We start from the raw sequence: 12992 nt of genomic DNA, 5'->3' as shown, positions 1-12992 counted from the left end.
CAGGCCTACCACTCGCGGGTGGGCAGCTCCGCTCGCCAGGACCGCTCGGCGGTGTGCAGTCCGGCCAGCTCGTCCAGCGCGGCCGTGAGTGCATCGATGCGCTCGGCGGTCTCGGTCAGCGCCGGCCGGTGGTGGTCGGTGTGCCGCGACCTGGTGGCCACCGCGCGGGCGGCCGCGGCCACCACCTGCTCGTACTCGGCGACGCCGGCCTGCAGCCGCCGCACCGCCTCGCCCACCACCGGCTCCAGCTCGGTGGCGGCCACTGGGCTGGAGTCCCGGGCGCGCTCCAGCGCACCGAGGGCACCGGCCTCGTGGCGCAGCACCGCGGCAGCCGAGGCCGCGGAGGCGCGAGCCTCCTGCACCTCCCCGGGGGGTACCGCGGCGTCGGCCTCCAGCAACCCGAAGAGGTTGTGCAGGCTGGACTCCGCCGCGGCCAGCCCGCGCAGCGGCGCCAGGGCGGCCGAGGCCCGCGGCAGGCGGGGGTCCACCGAGCGGCCCGGCGGCAGCGGAAGGCGCCGCAGCCGGCGCAGCCGCACCGCGAAGGCCGTGGTGGGTACTGCGGCCGCCGCAGCCAGCCCGCAGCCGGCGGCCACCACCAGCGACGGCGCGTCAAAGACCGCGAGCCCGGCGGTGCCCGCGGTGAAGGCACCGGTGGCGCTGCCGAAGCCGACGGTGCTGGCCGTCGCCGCGCGGCGCTTGCGCAGCGCCCGCCGGCGCGGGTCCTGCCAACGGGTGACGGCGTTGCCCACTCCCCGCGCCGCCTCCTGGGCAGAGGCGAAGGCGGTGGAGAGGTCGAAGCGCGGGCTGCTCATGTCGTGCGGACGGCCGCTCAAGCCTGGCGCTCGCCCTGCGCGGGCGGTTCGGTCGCCGGCTGGGCGGCACTGGACTGGGCGGCACTGGACTGGCCGGGCGCCGCCTTGGTGGTGTCGACGGCGGGTCGGGCAGTGTCCTGGCCTGCGCCCGCACCGAGGGACTGCTGCCCCGGCGCTGCGCTGAGCGCCCCGGCCCCGGAGTCCATGGAGGCGCGGATCTGCTCCAGCCGGGTGCGTCCGGCCAGCTGGTGGGTGGACTGCTGCACCTCGAGCATCCGGCCCTCCACCGAGTCCTTGGACAGCTCGGCCGAGCCGAGGGCAGTGGCGTAGCGGCGCTCGATCTTCTCCCGCACGTCGTCCAGGGACGGGGTGGTGCCCGGGGCGGAGAGCTCGTTGACCGAGCGCAGCGAGCTGCTCACCTGCTCCTGCATCTTGGCCTGCTCCAGCTGGCTGAGCAGCTTGGTTCGCTCGGCGAGCTTCTGCTGCAGCAGCATCGCGTTCTGCTCCACCGCCTGCTTGGCCTGCCCGGCCGCCTGCAGCGACTGGTCGTGCAGGCTCTTGAGGTCCTCCACCGCCTGCTCGGCGGTCACCAGCTGCGCCGCGAAGGCTTCCGCGGTGCTCTCGTACTGGCCGGCCCGGGCGTCGTCGCCCTTGCCGCGGGCGTCGTCGGCGAGCATCAGCGCCTGCCGGGTGCTGGTGGACAGCTTCTCCACCTCACCCAGCTGGCGGTTCAGCTTCATCTCCAGCTGGCGCTGGTTGCCGATCACGGCGGCGGCCTGGTGCGACAGCGCCTGGTGCTGGCGCTGGGCCTCCTCGATGGCCTGCTGGATCTGCACCCTGGGGTCGGCGTGCTCGTCGATCTTGCTGGAGAACAGCGCCATCGAGTACTTCCACGCCTTGACGAACGGGTTGGCCATCGTCAGCCTGCCTCCCAACCATCTGCGCCCCCGCGAAGCGCGGCGGCGGCCGCCTGCGGCGACGGCGCACGACTCTCGTGCGCCAGACCGGGATGCGTCACCCCGGCCCCAGGACCCCATCCTCTCAGCCGCGGCCGCACCGTTGCACACCTCACGGCCGCGCGCCGCCTGTGCTCAGGCGGCGCGGGCGGTGACGTGCAGGCCCCGCGGGGCGGAGATGACCACCCGTGTTCCGTCCGCGATCTCGGCGCTGTGACCGGGCGGGAGGCTGACCGCAGCGGTGTCGCGCGACTGGGCCCCCTCGCCGGAGGCCAGCGCCTGGCTCACGTCGGTGAAGACCTGGGACAGCGGAACGTCGAGGGCGTCGCAGATGGCGGCGAGCAGCTCGCTCGAGGCCTCCTTGCGGCCGCGCTCGACCTCGGACAGGTAGCCGAGGCTCACCCGCGCGCTCCCGGAGACCTCACGCAGGGTGCGGCTCTGGGCCGTCCGTGCCCGTCGCAAGCTGTCCCCGATTGCCTCTCGCAGCAGCAGTGCCATGGTGCCGCCCTTCATTGGTCGAGTGCCGTCATGACGTACAACGTCGCGGCACCCGCAGTCAGTTCCCGACCAGCCGATCCTTCCGGACAAGTGGGACTGGCGCCACTGGGTGTTGGTCCCGGCGCCGGGGGTGCGGGCACTGGGTGGTCAGGACGCCCGGGCCGCGGCCTGCTTCATGCGAATTCCCTTGGCGCGCAGACGCAGAGCCCGTACCACGTAGTCGGCGCCGGTGAGCACGGTGAGCAGCACCGCCAGCACCATGAGGGCCTGGCTGAACGGCTGCACCCCGTCGGGCAGCGGCAGCACGTACAGCCCGATCGCCAGGGTCTGCACCAGCGTCTTGAGCTTGCCGCCGCGGCTGGCGGGGATCACGCCGTGGCGGATCACCCAGAACCGCAGCGCGGTCACGCCGATCTCGCGGACGGCGATGATCGCGGTCACCCACCAGGTGAGCTCACCGAGCACGCTCAGCCCGATCAGCGCGCCGCCGATCAGGGCCTTGTCGGCGATGGGGTCGATGATCCGGCCGAAGTCGGTGACCAGGCCGTACTTGCGGGCCACCTCCCCGTCGATGCGGTCGGTGATGCTGGCCACGGCGAACACCACGAAGGCCGCCACCCGCCACCCGGTGGACTCCCCCGACTCCGCGAAGAGCGCCAGCAGGAACACCGGCACCAGAGCCAGCCGGAGCATGGTGAGCATGTTGGCCGCGTTCAGGATCGGCGGCGGGTCGGGCAGCGGCCTGGTGCTCACCCGGCGCTCCGCGCGGCCCCGGTGGCGGCCAGCTGCCCGCCGAGCTCCGGTGACTGCACGGTCTCCTCCTGCACGGTCTCCTCTTGCACGGGCTGCTCCGGGGGGATGACCTCCAGGGCCTCCACGACCAGGTCGACGCCGTCGCTGCCCACCACCCGGGCGCGGACCAGCTCACCGACCTCCACGCTGCCGACCTCGGTGAAGACGCACTCGCCGTCCACCTCGGGGGCCTGGTGCTCGGCGCGGCCCGACGCCAGGCCGACCTCGCCCTCGCCCATCTCGGCGAGGTCCTCGGTGCCGTCACGCTCGACGAGCACCACCACCTCGGTGCCGATGCGGTCCTCGGCCCGCTGCGAGGTGAGCTCGTCCACCAGCGAGGAGATGCGCTGCACGCGCACGTTCACCTCGGCCGGGTCGACGTGGCCGTCCAGGTCGACCGCCTCGGTGCCGTCCTCGTCGGAGTAGCCGAACACGCCGACGGCGTCCAGGCGGGCACCGATGAGGAACTGCTCCAGCTCCACCAGGTCCTCCTCGGTCTCCCCAGGGAAGCCGACGATGACGTTGGTGCGGATGCCGGCCTCGGGGGCCAGCGCCCGGATCTGCGCACAGAGCTCCAGGAAGCTCTCCCGGTCGCCGAAGCGGCGCATCCGGCGCAGCACCGGGCCGGAGGCGTGCTGGAAGGAGAGGTCGAAGTAGCGGGCCACGCCGGGCGTGGTGGCGACCGCGCGCAGCAGCGCGGGCCGGGTCTCGGCGGGCTGCAGGTAGCTCAGCCGGACGCGGTCGATCCCGGGGATGGCCGCCAGCTCGCCGAGCAGGGCCTCCAGGATGGTGGTGTCACCGAGGTCCTTGCCGTACGAGGTGGAGTTCTCGCTCACCAGGTACAGCTCGCGCACGCCGTGCTCGGCCAGCCAGCGGCCCTCGGCCAGCACCTCGGCGGGGCCGCGGGAGACGAAGGAGCCGCGGAAGGAGGGGATGGCGCAGAACGAGCAGCGCCGGTCGCAGCCCGAGGCCAGCTTCAGCGGCGCCACCGGGGCGTCGTCGAGGCGGCGGCGGACCACTCGCGAGGCCGGTCCCCACGCGTGGCCGGGTACGGCCACCTCGGCCGCGGCCTTGGGGCGCTCCACCGGGGAGATGGGCAGCAGCAGCCGCCGGTCGGCCGGGGTGTGCGAGGCGATGGGGGTGCCGGCCATGACCTCCTGCAGACGGTCGGCCAGCTCCGGGTAGTGGTCGAAGCCCAGCACCGCGTCGGCCTCGGGCAGGTCCTTGGCCAGCTCCGCGCCGTAGCGCTCGGCCAGGCAGCCCACCGCGACCACCTTGGCGCCGGTGTCGGAGGCGGCCAGCAGCGTGTCGATGGAGTCCTTCTTCGCCTGCTCGATGAAGCCGCAGGTGTTCACCACCACGAGGTCGGCCGGGTCACCGTCGGCGACCAGCTCGAACCCCCCCTCAGCCAACCGGCCGGCCATCTCCTCGGTGTCCACCTCGTTGCGGGCGCAGCCCATGGTCAGGAGGGCGACGCGAGCCGGCGGGTGCGCAGAGCCGGGAGCGGAGGCGGTGGACGGGGAGGAGGAAAGTACAGACACGCTACGTAGCCTATCCGGCCGGCCGTACTAGCCTGCGCATCATGACCTCAGGCGGAGACGTGCTCGTGCGTCGGGCGCGCACCTCCGACGTCCCGGCCATCAAGAACCTCGTCGACCGCTACGCCGGCCGCATCCTGCTCTCCAAGCCGCTGGTCACCCTCTACGAGTCGGTGCAGGAGTTCTGGGTTGCCGAGTGCGGCAACACCGTCGTGGGGTGTGGGGCGCTGCACGTGCTGTGGTCGGACCTCGGCGAGGTGCGCACCGTGGCGGTCGACCCGCCGTACCTGGGCCACGGCATCGGCCACCGCATCGTGGCGAAGCTGCTGGAGGTGGCCCGCGACCTGGAGCTCAGCAGGGTGTTCGTGCTCACCTTCGAGGTGCGCTTCTTCGCCCAGCACGGCTTCGTCGAGATCGAGGGCACCCCGGTGGACGCCGAGGTCTACGCCCAGATGCTGCGCTCCTACGACTCCGGCGTCGCGGAGTTCCTCGACCTGAGCACGGTCAAGCCGAACACCCTGGGCAACACTCGGATGCTGCTCACCCTCTAGCGCGCCTCGCTACAGTCGCCTGCCATGAGCAGCTTCGTGGCACCGCCGTTCGGGACGTTCGCCACCGCGCAGCCGGCGCTGGAGGTGGCCGAGACGCTGGCACCGGCGGTGGCCGAGGCGCTGCGCAGCTGGGACGCCGCCGCCACGGTGCTCTACGTGGACACCGACCCGGACAAGGCCGACACCGCGGTGTTCTGCGCCGCCTACGACGTGCCCCTGCAGGCGTCAGCGAACTGCGTGGTGGTCGCGGCCCGCCGCGGCGGCGAGGTGAGCCTGGCCGCCTGCCTGGCGCTGTCGGACACCCGGGTGGACGTCAACCGCACGGTCCGCCAGCACCTCGGTGCCCGCAAGGCCTCGTTCGCGGCGATGGACACCGCGGTGGCCGAGACCGGGATGGAGCACGGGGGCATCACCCCGGTGGGGCTGCCGCCGTCGTGGCCGCTGCTGGTGGACGCCGCCGTCGTGGCCGCCCCGCACGTGCTGGTGGGCAGCGGTCGTCGCCGAGGCAAGCTGATCCTGCCCGGCAGCGCCGTCGCCCAGCTTCCCGGCGTGCAGGTGCTCACCGGGCTGGCCGCCTGAGCTGGTCGGTGTCGGCGGTCCTAGTCGGTGTCGGCGGTCCTAGTCGGTGTCGGCGGTGGCCTCGGCGGGATCGCCGCCGCGCACCGACCACAGCAGCCCGTCCAGCTCCTCCGGCTTGACCAGCACGTCGCGCGCCTTGGAACCCTCGCTGGGCCCCACCACGCCGCGGGTCTCCATCAGGTCCATCAGCCGGCCGGCCTTGGCGAAGCCCACCCGCAGCTTGCGCTGCAGCATCGAGGTGGAGCCGAACTGGCTGGTCACCACCAGCTCGATGGCCTGCAGCAGCACGTCCATGTCCTCGCCGATGTCGGGATCGACGTCCTTGGCCGCGGCCGTCTTCTGCACGGTCACCCCGTCGGTGTACTCCGGCTCCGCCTGCGTCTTGGTGTACTCGACGACGGCGCTGATCTCCTCGTCGGTGATGAACGCACCCTGCAGGCGGACCGGGCGCCCGGCGCCCATGGGCAGGAACAGCGCGTCACCCATGCCGATGAGCTTCTCCGCACCCGGCTGGTCCAGGATGACCCGGCTGTCGGTGAGCGAGGACGTGGCGAAGGCCAGCCGGGACGGCACGTTGGTCTTGATCAGACCGGTGACCACGTCCACCGAGGGGCGCTGGGTGGCCAGCACCAGGTGGATGCCCGCCGCACGGGCCTTCTGGGTGATGCGGACGATGGCGTCCTCCACGTCCCGCGGGGCCGTCATCATCAGGTCCGCGAGCTCGTCCACGATGGCCAGGATGTAGGGGTAGGGGCGGTAGACCCGCTCGCTGCCCAGCGGCGCGGTGATCTCCCCGGAGCGCACCTTGGTGTTGAAGTCGTCGATGTGGCGCACCCGGTTGACCTGCATGTCCTGGTAGCGCTGCTCCATCTCCTCCACCAACCAGGCCAGCGCGGAGGCCGCCTTCTTGGGCTGGGTGATGATGGGCGTGATCAGGTGCGGGATGCCCTCGTACGGGGTGAGCTCCACCATCTTGGGGTCGATGAGGATGAGCCGCACCTCGTCGGGGGTGGCCCGCGACAGCAGCGAGACCAGCATGGAGTTGACGAAGGACGACTTTCCGGAACCGGTGGAGCCGGCCACCAGCAGGTGCGGCATCTTGGCCAGGTTGGCGTTGACGAAGTTGCCCTCGATGTCCTTGCCGAGGCCGATGACCAGCGGGTGCTGGTCCTTGCGGGTGTTGGGCGCCAGCAGCACGTCGGCCAGCCGGACCATCTCGCGGTCGGTGTTGGGCACCTCGATGCCCACCGCGGACTTGCCGGGGATGGGCGCGAGCAGGCGCACGTTGTCGGTGGCCACCGCGTAGGCGATGTTGCGGGCCAGCGCGGTGATCTTCTCGACCTTGACGCCCGGGCCCAGCTCCACCTCGTAGCGGGTGACCGTGGGGCCGCGGGTGAAGCCGGTGACCGCGGCGTCGATGTTGAACTGCTCCAGCACGCTGGTGATCGCCTCGATCATGGCGTCGTTGGCGCTGGAGCGGGTCTTGGGCGGGTCGCCGACGGTCAGCAGGTCCACCGGCGGCAGCGTGTAGTCGCCCTCGATCACTCGCTGCACCGACAGCTGCTCGGTGTCCTCCACCGGCGCCGGCACGACGGCGGGAACCGCGGCGGCACTCACCTTCGGGGTCTTGGCCTGCGGCGAGGAGTGTCCCGGGCTGGGCCGCTTGGGCGCCACCGGCTCCACGGGGGCGTCCCACGGCAGCTCGTCCTGGTCGCCGCTGCCGCGCACCCCCGCCGGGGTGTCGGCGGCGTCGGTGCTCGCGGCGGCCTGGCGCCGGCGGGACGGGCGACGCAGCTTCTCGGTGGGCTGGGCAGCCAGCTCGTCGTCGGTGGGCCAGCCGTGGCCGGGCAGGTCCGCACCGTCGGACTCCGCGCCGACGAGCTCGTCCTCGGCACCCAGCTCATCGTCGAACCGGTCCGCCCCGAGCAGCCGGCGCAACCGGTGGGGCACCTCGCGGGCAGTGGTGCCGGTGAGCACCAGCAGGCCGAACAGGGCCACCAGCACCAGCAGGGGCACCGCCAGCCACTCGGTGACTCCGGCACTGAGCGGGCCACCGGCGGCGAAGCCGACTGCTCCACCAGCACGTCGGCGCTCGTCCATGGTCTCCGGCAGGCCGCCGATGACGTGCCACACGCCCAGCACGGCCACGATGAGCAGCAACCACCCGGTGACCAGCCGCGGCCGGGCCTCGGGCTCGGGCTCGGTGCGCATCAGGGTGATGGCGGCGGCCAGCAGCAGCAGCGGAGCCAGCCAGGCCCCAGCGCCCATGATGGTGCGCACCCCGGTGTCCACCGCCGAGCCGACCGGTCCCCCAGCCTGCAGCCACACCCCGGCGGCCAGCACCACGCCGACGGCGATGAGGCACAGCGCCAGGCCGTCGCGGCGGTGGGCGTGCTCCAGCTCGCGGGTGCGGCCGATCGCCCGGGCACCAGCGCCCACGCCCTTGGCCATCGCGCCGAACGCGGTGCCCACTCCCCGCATCGCGGTGGCACCCGCGGAGGGGCCGGTGCGCGGGGTGGAGCGAGTACGGGTGGTGCGCGAGGCGGGCTTGCGCGCGGGTGCCGTGCGGGTGCTCGCGGTGGTCTTGCGGGTGCTCGCGGTGGTCTTGCGGCTGGCCGGTGGCTTGCGCGCGCGGGTCGTGGTCTTGCTCCGCGACGCGCCCGTGCGCGCGGTGGAACGGGTGCGTGCCTTGCCTGCCATGCGCCCTACGGTAGTCCCACGCGACTCATCTGCCGCCCCTGCAACACCACTGCCACCGGGCGAGTCACCTCACAGCCCCGGCACCCTCGACGGCGTTCAGGGCCCTCGACGGCGTCAGGGCCCTCCTCGCCCTGTGCGGAACCCACACGGGACGACGAGGGCCCTGAACGACCGGGACCGGTGGGTGCGGCTACGCCTGCGGGTTGGCGGCGGAGCGGGCGGTGGCCACCGGGATGATGGTCGGGATGATCATCGGCCGGCGACGGTAGGTGTCCGCCACCCAGCGGCCCACCACGCGGCGCACCGCCTGGGCGATGCGGTGGCTGTCGGTGATGCCCTCGGCCTCCTGGCGGGCCAGCTCGGACTCCACCACCTCGATGCAGCTCTCCAGCGCCTTGGGGTCGTCGGAGAAGCCACGCCCGGACAGCTCCGGCCGGCTCACCGCCCGTCCGGTGGTGGAGTCGATGGCCACGGAGATGGCGATGAAGCCGCCCTCCCCCAGCACCAGGCGGTCCGACAGCGTGGACTCGCCCACGTCGCCAACTGACAGGCCGTCCACGTAGACGTGGCCCACCGGAACCTGGCCGACGATCTCGGCCATGCCGTCCACCAGGTCGACCACCACGCCGTCCTCGGCGAGCATGATTCGGTCCTCGGCCACCCCGGTGGCCTTGGCCAGCGCGGCGTTGGCGCGCAGGTGGCGCCACTCGCCGTGCACCGGCATCACGTTGGTGGGTCGCACCGCGTTGTAGAGGTACAGCAGCTCACCGGCGGAGGCGTGCCCGGAGACGTGCACCTTGGCGTTCTGCTGGGTGATCACCTTGGCGCCACGCTTGGCCAGGCCGTTGACCACGGCGAACACGGAGTTCTCGTTGCCGGGGATCAGCGAGGAAGCCAGCACCACGAGGTCGTTGGCGCGGATGTTGATCTGGCGGTGCTCGCCGCGGGCCATCCGCGACAGCGCCGACAGCGGCTCGCCCTGCGAGCCCGTGGAGACCAGCACCAGGCGGTCGTCGGGCAGCTTGGTCGCCTGGTCCAGGCTCACCACCAGGCCGTCGGGCACGTCCAGCACGCCCAGCTCGGAGGCGATCTCCATGTTGCGCACCATGGAGCGGCCCACGAACGTGACCTTGCGGTTGTAGCGGTGCGCCACCTCCAGCACCTGCTGGATGCGGTGCACGTGGCTGGCGAAGGACGCCACGATCACCCGCTGGTTGGCCTTGCCGATGACGGTGTCGAGCACGCCACCGATCTCACGCTCGGGGGTGACGAAGCCGGGGACCTCGGCGTTGGTGGAGTCCACCAGGAACAGGTCCACGCCCTCGTCGCCCAGGCGGGAGAAGCCGGCCAGGTCGGTGAGGCGGCCGTCCAGCGGCAGCTGGTCCAGCTTGATGTCACCGGTGTGCAGCACCACGCCCGCGGGGGTGCGGATGGCCACGGCCAGCGCGTCCGGGATGGAGTGGTTGACCGCGAAGTACTCGCACTCGAAGGGTCCGTTGGTGGTGCGCTCGCCCTCGGTGACCTCGACCAGCTTGGGCTTGAGCCGGTGCTCGCGGCACTTGGCCGACAGCAGCGCCAGGGTGAACCGGGAGCCGATGACGGGGATGTCCTGGCGCAGGCGCAGCAGGAACGGCACGGCACCGATGTGGTCCTCGTGGCCATGCGTGAGCACGATGGCCTCGACGTCGTTGATCCGGTCCTCGATGGGGCCGAAGTCCGGCAGGATCAGGTCGACACCAGGCTGGGCGTCCTCGGGGAACAGCACGCCGCAGTCCACGATCAGCAGCTTGCCGCCGAACTCGAAGACCGTCATGTTGCGGCCGATCTCGCCGATGCCACCCAGCGCCACGATCCGCAAGCCGTTGCGCGGCAGCTTGGGCGGCAGGCCCAGGCGCTCGGTCGGGTCCACCCGGGGCTTGCCGTCGGGACGCTGGTTGCCGCCGCCCCGGTTGCCGCCCTGGCCGCGCCCGCCCTGGTTCTGGCCGCCCTGGTTCTGGGCACCCTGGTTCTGGCCGCCCTGGTTCTGGTTGGACTCGCCCTGGTTCCCGCCGTTGCCGCCACCGCGGCGGCCGCGGCCGCCCCGGCTCATGCGGCACCGCCGACGAGCAGGCCGCTGCGACGCATCTCGGCGGAGAGCAGCTCGAGCTGAGCGGCACTGGGAGCGATCTGCGGCAGGCGCGGCACGCCCACGTCCACACCGGTCACGCGCAGCGCGGCCTTGGAGAAGCTGACGCCCCCGAGCTGGCTCATGATGCGAACCAGCGGAAGGGTCTGGGCGTTGAGCTGCCGGGCGCGCACCACGTCACCGGACTCGTAGGCATCGAGCATCTGACGCAGCGGGCCAGCCATCACGTGGCTGATCACGCTGACGAAGCCTACGGCTCCAACTGAGAGCCAGGGCAAGTTCAACGGGTCGTCTCCTGAGTAGTAGGCAAGCTCCGTCTGGCTGATCACCTCAGCACCCCCGCGCAGGTCGCCCTTGGCGTCCTTGACCGCGAGGATGTTCGGGTGCTCAGCCAGCCGGAGCATGGTGTCGTTCTCGATGGGCACGATGGAGCGAGCAGGGATGTCGTAGAGCATCACCGGCAGGTCCGTCGCGCTGGCCACGGCACCGAAGTGCGCGACCAAACCCTCCTGTGAGGGCCGGGAGTAGTAGGGAGTGACCACGAGCAGCCCGTGCGCACCCGACTCGGCCGCGGCGCGGGCGAGCTCGATGGTGTGCGCGGTGTCGTTGGTGCCGACTCCAGCGATGACGCCGACGTCCGGGCCCACCGCGGACAGCACGGCCCGCAGCACCTCGTTCTGCTCGGCGTCGGTGGTGGTGGGCGACTCACCGGTGGTTCCGCACACCACGAGGCCGTCGCAGCCCTGCTTGACCAGGCTGACGGCCAGCGCCGCAGTGGCATCGAGATCGAGGGCCCCGTCAGGGGTGAACGGCGTCACCATGGCAGTGAGCACACGGCCGAAAGGGCGCCCGGCAGCAGCAGAGGGAACACCGGAGGTCATGGGTGGTCACGCTACCCGTTGGCCTGGGTAGCGCTGCACACGCACGTCCCGTTCAGCCACGGGTGTGGCGGCGGGCGCGACCGACTAGAAGGCTCGGTCCAGTCCCAGCACCGCCTGGACGTCGACGTCGGCCCCGGTGGTCTCCAGCTGCACCGCGTCCCGGCCGAAGGCGTGCAGCACCAGCTCGCTGGGCTCCCCGCACAGGGTGACCGTGCGCGGTCCACCCTTGACGGTGATGGTGGCACCGCCCGGGCGCTGCAGCACCACTCCCACCGGGCTCTTGCGGTAGCCGACCCGGCCGACCAGCGTGAGCCGTCCCCACAGCTCGTCCTCGGTGGCCGCCGCGAGCTGGCGCGGCTTCCAGTCACCCTCGGCCCGACGGACGTCCTCGTGGTGGACGAAGAACTCCAGGCCGTTGACCTGGGCGTCGAGCAGGCGGTACGGCGACAGCAGCGGAGGACCGGTGCGCACCTGCTCCACCAGGGTGGGCCAGTGCCGGTTGGCGATGCCGGCCTGCACGTGGTCGGTGTAGCCGGCCAGCAGCGGGACCAGGATGCCCGGTGCGGCGTCGGGGCGGCGCTCGCGCAGCACCAGGTGCGCGGCCAGGTCGCGGGTGCGCCACCCCCCGCACAGCGTCGGGGCGTCGGGGCCCACCTCCAGCAGCAGCGCCGACAGCGCGGCCCGTTCGTCCTGTGCAGTGCTCATGCCTGCCCTTCGCTGGGTGGGTGGTCGTCGGTTCGCGGCGCCGTCAGCCCTCGTTGACGAAAGGGCTGGTGGCGATCTCGCTGCCGTCGCTCATGGTGGCAATCTGGAAGTCCTGGAACACGCTAGCGGCTGCGCCCTGCAGCTGCCGAAGACACTCGACGGCCAGCCGGCGCATCTCCAGGTCGGCGTGCTCGGTGGCGCGCATGCCGATGAAGTGCCGCCAGGTGCGGTAGTTGCCGGTGACCACCATGCGGGTCTCGGTGGCGCTGGGCAGCACGGCGCGGGCGGCCTGGCGGGTCTGCTTGCGGCGCAGGCTGGCGCTGGGCACGTCCACCAGCTTCTCCTCCAGCGCGGCGAGCAGGTCGGCGTAGGCCGTGCGGCTCTGCTCGGCGGCGTCCAGCAGCAGCTTCTCCAGCTCGGGGTCACCGGCCACCGACGGTGGTGCGACCACCCGGTTGTCGTCCTCGGGGACGTAGCGCTGGGACAGCTGGGAGAAGGAGAAGTGCCGGTGGCGCACCAGCTCGTGGGTGAGGGAGCGCGAGACCCCGGTGAGGTAGAAGCTGGCGGTGCCGTGCTCGAGCACCGCGAGGTGGCCCACCTCCAGGATGTGCGCCAGGTAGTCGGCGTTGGTGGCGGTGGCCGGGTTGGGCTTGGACCAGCTCTCGTAGCAGGCGCGGCCGGCGAACTCCGCCAGCGCGGCACCCCCGTCGGCGTCGGTGGACCAGGGGACGTCGGCGGGCGGGAGGAACTCGGTCCTGGCGACCAGCTGCACCTTCAGCGGCACGATCCGGGGCACAGCTGCTCCTCCTCCGATCACGGGCACGGCGCCGGCGGCCGCGTGCACAGACGATAGTC

At 72.3% G+C, this 12992-nt stretch carries 12 protein-coding genes; 2 read left to right on the top strand and 10 right to left on the bottom strand.

Going from position 1 to position 12992, the window contains the following annotated elements; all coding sequences use genetic code 11:
- Nucleotides 1-5 precede the first annotated feature (5 nt).
- The 5 genes from pspM to rimO all read right to left on the bottom strand — a co-directional run bounded on the left by pspM (nucleotide 6) and on the right by rimO (nucleotide 4599).
- Nucleotides 6-812 carry a phage shock envelope stress response protein PspM gene (pspM, locus tag AC3YNX_RS09770; protein WP_489995336.1) on the bottom strand — a complete coding sequence of 269 codons (807 nt, stop codon included), beginning with the start codon at nucleotides 810-812 and terminating at the stop codon, nucleotides 6-8.
- Nucleotides 813-829: 17 nt separating this feature from the next.
- A complete protein-coding gene (locus tag AC3YNX_RS09765) occupies nucleotides 830-1729 on the bottom strand; it encodes a PspA/IM30 family protein (RefSeq protein ID WP_489995335.1) in 900 nt (299 codons plus the stop codon).
- Between the two features lie 174 nt (nucleotides 1730-1903).
- On the bottom strand, nucleotides 1904-2266 hold the full coding sequence (locus tag AC3YNX_RS09760) for a helix-turn-helix domain-containing protein (protein ID WP_127782404.1): 363 nt from the start codon (nucleotides 2264-2266) through the stop codon (nucleotides 1904-1906).
- Between the two features lie 147 nt (nucleotides 2267-2413).
- A complete protein-coding gene (gene pgsA, locus AC3YNX_RS09755; RefSeq protein ID WP_489995507.1) occupies nucleotides 2414-2968 on the bottom strand; it encodes a CDP-diacylglycerol--glycerol-3-phosphate 3-phosphatidyltransferase in 555 nt (184 codons plus the stop codon).
- Nucleotides 2969-3015: 47 nt separating this feature from the next.
- Nucleotides 3016-4599, bottom strand: coding sequence for a 30S ribosomal protein S12 methylthiotransferase RimO (gene rimO, locus AC3YNX_RS09750; protein WP_489995334.1), 1584 nt, complete (start codon nucleotides 4597-4599; stop codon nucleotides 3016-3018).
- 41 nt (nucleotides 4600-4640) lie between these two features.
- Here rimO and AC3YNX_RS09745 point away from each other — a divergent pair, with 41 nt between their 5' ends.
- A complete protein-coding gene (locus AC3YNX_RS09745) occupies nucleotides 4641-5147 on the top strand; it encodes an amino-acid N-acetyltransferase (RefSeq protein ID WP_206518109.1) in 507 nt (168 codons plus the stop codon).
- A 24-nt stretch (nucleotides 5148-5171) separates the two neighbouring features.
- A complete protein-coding gene (locus AC3YNX_RS09740) occupies nucleotides 5172-5726 on the top strand; it encodes a YbaK/EbsC family protein (protein ID WP_127782403.1) in 555 nt (184 codons plus the stop codon).
- 39 nt (nucleotides 5727-5765) lie between these two features.
- On the opposite strand, the gene AC3YNX_RS09735 is transcribed toward AC3YNX_RS09740, so the two are convergent.
- The 5 genes from AC3YNX_RS09735 to thyX form a co-directional block, all read right to left on the bottom strand.
- On the bottom strand, nucleotides 5766-8426 hold the full coding sequence (locus AC3YNX_RS09735) for a DNA translocase FtsK (protein WP_489995333.1): 2661 nt from the start codon (nucleotides 8424-8426) through the stop codon (nucleotides 5766-5768).
- 190 nt (nucleotides 8427-8616) lie between these two features.
- Complete coding sequence (locus AC3YNX_RS09730) at nucleotides 8617-10515, bottom strand: ribonuclease J (RefSeq protein ID WP_489995332.1); 1899 nt, start codon at nucleotides 10513-10515, stop codon at nucleotides 8617-8619.
- Nucleotides 10512-11432: a 4-hydroxy-tetrahydrodipicolinate synthase gene (gene dapA, locus AC3YNX_RS09725; protein ID WP_127782400.1), complete on the bottom strand. Its 921-nt coding sequence runs from the start codon at nucleotides 11430-11432 to the stop codon at nucleotides 10512-10514. Before dapA ends, AC3YNX_RS09730 begins: the two co-directional genes overlap by 4 nt.
- 84 nt (nucleotides 11433-11516) lie before the next feature.
- A complete protein-coding gene (locus AC3YNX_RS09720; protein ID WP_127782399.1) occupies nucleotides 11517-12137 on the bottom strand; it encodes a TIGR03085 family metal-binding protein in 621 nt (206 codons plus the stop codon).
- 43 nt (nucleotides 12138-12180) lie between these two features.
- Complete coding sequence (gene thyX, locus AC3YNX_RS09715; protein WP_489995331.1) at nucleotides 12181-12933, bottom strand: FAD-dependent thymidylate synthase; 753 nt, start codon at nucleotides 12931-12933, stop codon at nucleotides 12181-12183.
- Nucleotides 12934-12992: the final 59 nt, after the last annotated feature.

The organism is Rhodococcus sp. Z13_19A, assembly GCF_058133575.1.
Note: the sequence above shows the minus strand (reverse complement) of the source record. Positions and strands in the feature narration are given on the sequence as shown.

Coding starts and splice junctions, on each gene's coding strand:
- pspM (WP_489995336.1), bottom strand. CDS start 812: ATGAGCAGCCCGCGCTTCGACCTCTCCACCGCCTTCGCCTCTGCCCAG.
- AC3YNX_RS09765 (WP_489995335.1), bottom strand. CDS start 1,729: ATGGCCAACCCGTTCGTCAAGGCGTGGAAGTACTCGATGGCGCTGTTC.
- AC3YNX_RS09760 (WP_127782404.1), bottom strand. CDS start 2,266: ATGGCACTGCTGCTGCGAGAGGCAATCGGGGACAGCTTGCGACGGGCA.
- pgsA (WP_489995507.1), bottom strand. CDS start 2,968: ATGCTCACCATGCTCCGGCTGGCTCTGGTGCCGGTGTTCCTGCTGGCG.
- AC3YNX_RS09745 (WP_206518109.1), top strand. CDS start 4,641: ATGACCTCAGGCGGAGACGTGCTCGTGCGTCGGGCGCGCACCTCCGAC.
- AC3YNX_RS09740 (WP_127782403.1), top strand. CDS start 5,172: ATGAGCAGCTTCGTGGCACCGCCGTTCGGGACGTTCGCCACCGCGCAG.
- AC3YNX_RS09735 (WP_489995333.1), bottom strand. CDS start 8,426: ATGGCAGGCAAGGCACGCACCCGTTCCACCGCGCGCACGGGCGCGTCG.
- AC3YNX_RS09730 (WP_489995332.1), bottom strand. CDS start 10,515: ATGAGCCGGGGCGGCCGCGGCCGCCGCGGTGGCGGCAACGGCGGGAAC.
- dapA (WP_127782400.1), bottom strand. CDS start 11,432: ATGACCTCCGGTGTTCCCTCTGCTGCTGCCGGGCGCCCTTTCGGCCGT.
- AC3YNX_RS09720 (WP_127782399.1), bottom strand. CDS start 12,137: ATGAGCACTGCACAGGACGAACGGGCCGCGCTGTCGGCGCTGCTGCTG.